The organism is Methylobacterium sp. B1 (genome assembly GCF_000333255.1).
Classification (GTDB): Bacteria; Pseudomonadota; Alphaproteobacteria; order Rhizobiales; family Beijerinckiaceae; genus Methylobacterium; species Methylobacterium fujisawaense.
Genome location: NZ_BACT01000714.1, coordinates 1 through 2,567 on the forward strand (window position 1 = coordinate 1; position 2,567 = coordinate 2,567).

Annotated in this window: 2 protein-coding genes and 1 pseudogene; all 3 read left to right on the forward strand. The window is 74.3% G+C overall.

All coding sequences use genetic code 11. The annotated features are described in order from the left end of the window. Positions 1-51: 51 nt before the first annotated feature. Positions 52-1,473, forward strand: a complete 1,422-nt coding sequence (locus tag I53_RS20890; protein ID WP_043354273.1) for an amidase — start codon at positions 52-54, stop codon at positions 1,471-1,473. After that, on the forward strand, positions 1,470-1,802 hold the full coding sequence (locus I53_RS20895) for a hydroxyisourate hydrolase (RefSeq protein WP_043354274.1): 333 nt from the start codon (positions 1,470-1,472) through the stop codon (positions 1,800-1,802). Before I53_RS20890 ends, I53_RS20895 begins: the two co-directional genes overlap by 4 nt. Before the next feature lie 181 nt (positions 1,803-1,983). Continuing rightward, positions 1,984-2,567, forward strand: a pseudogene (locus tag I53_RS20900) (IS630 family transposase); the annotation flags it as partial.

A 2,567-nucleotide genomic window follows, 5' to 3' on the forward strand; every position in this document is an offset into this window, starting at 1 on the left:
GGCCTGAGCGGGCCGCTCGCCCAGCTGGATCGCGCATCGCGAGGGAGAGCCATGATGCAGACCGATGCGACGGGCCCGCTCTGGACCCTCTCGGCCACCGCCCTGGGCCGACGCTACGCCGCCGGGACGGCGAGCCCGGTCGCGGCCGCCCGCGCCTGCCTGGACCGGGCCGAGGCCGTGAACCCGGGGCTCAACGCCCTGGTCGCCGTCGATCCCGAAGGTGCGGCGCGCGCCGCCGCGGCGAGCGCGGCCCGCTGGGCGGCGGGCCGGCCGCTCGGCCCCCTCGACGGCGTGCCGGTGACCATCAAGGACAGCCTGAACGTCGTCGGGTTCGCCACCGGCTGGGGCAGCCGGCTCTACGCGGGGCAGGGGGCGGACCGGGACGAGACGCCGGTGGCCCGCCTGCGCGCGGCCGGAGCGGTGATCCTGGGCAAGACCAATGTCCCGGAACTGACCGTCCAGGGCTATACCGGGAACCCGGTCTCCGGCGTCACCCGCAACCCCTGGGATCCGGCGCTGACCCCGGGGGGCTCCAGCGGTGGCGCCGTCGCGGCGGTGGCCGCCGGGATCGGGCCCCTGGCCCTCGGGACCGATGCGGGCGGCTCGATCCGCCGCCCCGCCTCCCATACCGGCCTCGTCGGCCTGAAACCCACCGCCGGACGGGTGCCGCGAACCGGCGGGCTGCCGCCGATCATGCTCGACCTCGAGGTGGTCGGGCCGATGGCGCGCACGGTCGACGACCTCGCGGCGCTGATGCGGATCCTCGGGGCGGCCGATCCGAACGCGGTCGCGCCGAACGGCTTCGGCCCGTTCGGGACCGCCGCAATGCCGGAGCGCCCGCTGCGGATCCTCCATGTCCCGGCCTTCGGCACCGCCCCGGTCGATCCCGAGATCGCCGACAGCGTCGCCGAGGCGGCCGGGCGCCTCGCCGGCCTCGGCCACCGGGTCGAGACCGGCCGCTTCGACGCGGCGACCGCCATCACGGAGGCGTGGCCAATCCTCGGCCAGGCCGGAATCGCCTGGCTGATGCGGGCGCATCCGGGCCGGCGCGACGACCTCGGCCCCGACATCCGCGCCCTGTCGGAGGCCGGGGCGGCCCTCTCGGCGGCCGACCTGTTCGACGTGCAGCGGATGGCGCTGGCGCTGCGTCAGGATCTCGCCGCCCTGTTCGCCGCGCATGATCTGCTGATGACGCCCACGGCGGCGGCGCTGCCCTGGCGGGCGGAGGACACCCATCCGGAGCGCATCGCCGGGGTGCCGGTGGGCCCCCGCGGCTCGGCGACCTTCACGGGCTTCGTCAACGCCGCCGGCTGTCCCGGGATCTCGATCCCCTGCCGCCCCTCCCGTGCCGGGCTGCCGATCGGGTTCCAGCTCGTGGCGCCCTGGGGCCGCGACGAGGCTCTGGTGGCGATGGCGGCGGCCTACGAGGCCGCCCATCCCTGGCGGATGCTCTGGGAGGGCGGCGCCCCGTGACCGGCCTGTCGCTCCACGCCGTCGACGCCGCCACGGGCCGGCCGGCCGCGGGGATGCGCGTGCGCGTCCTGCGGGCCGGGTCCCGGCGGCGGGTGCTCGCCGAGGGGCGGCTCGGCGCGGACGGGACGCTCGATCATCCGATCGTGCGGACGCGGCTCGCCGCCGGACTCTACGAGGTCGTGTTCGCGATCGGGGACTTCGTCGGGGCGGCGGGGGAGGGGTTCCTGGAGGAGGCCGCGATTCGCTTCCGGATCGACGACCCCGACGGCCACTGCCACCTGCCGCTAAAATTCACCGCCTTCGGCGTCGCCCTGTTCCGCGGCTGCTGAGCCGGGGGTGCGTCGTCCCGGCACGCGCCTGCGGCGGCGCGGCCCTACCGGCTCCCTCTCCCTTTGAGGTGACCGAGGCCCCCGGAGCGCCTAGAGTGGTCACCGATCGAATTGAATCGTTTAGGGTTTCGGCCGCGGCGGTGATGTGATTCGATGCGCGGCTTTCCGAGGAGGAGAGCCGATGGCGTCTGCCCTGTCCGTTGATCTGCGCGAGCGTGTCGTAGCCGCGATCGAGGCGGGGGCTTCGCGCCGGGAGGCGGCGCGGCGCTTCGAGGTCAGCCCGGCCAGCGCCGTGCGCTGGCACGGGACCTTCGTGCAGGAGGGTCGGACACAGGCCAAGCCGATGGGCGGCGATCAACGCTCGCACACCATCGAGGCACAGGCCGACCTGATCCGGCAGACCTACGAAGCGCAGCCCGAGCTGTTCCTGCATGAGTTGCGCGACCGTCTGGCCGAACTGGGTCTGCGGGTTGGGGGCAGCAGCCTGTCCCGCTTCTTCAAGCGCCACGGCATCACGCGCAAAAAAACACCGGCCACGCCGCCGAGCAGGAGAGAGAAGACGTGAAGGCCGCGCGCCTGTCCTGGTTCGACGGCCAGCTCGATCTCGACCCGGACAAGCTCGTGTTCCTCGACGAGACCGCCACCAACACGAAGATGGTCCGCCGCTATGGGCGAGCCCCGCGCGGCGAACGCTGCCGGGTCGCGGTGCCGTTCGGCCACTGGAAAACATCACGGTCACTGCCGGTCTGCGCACCAGCGGCCTTG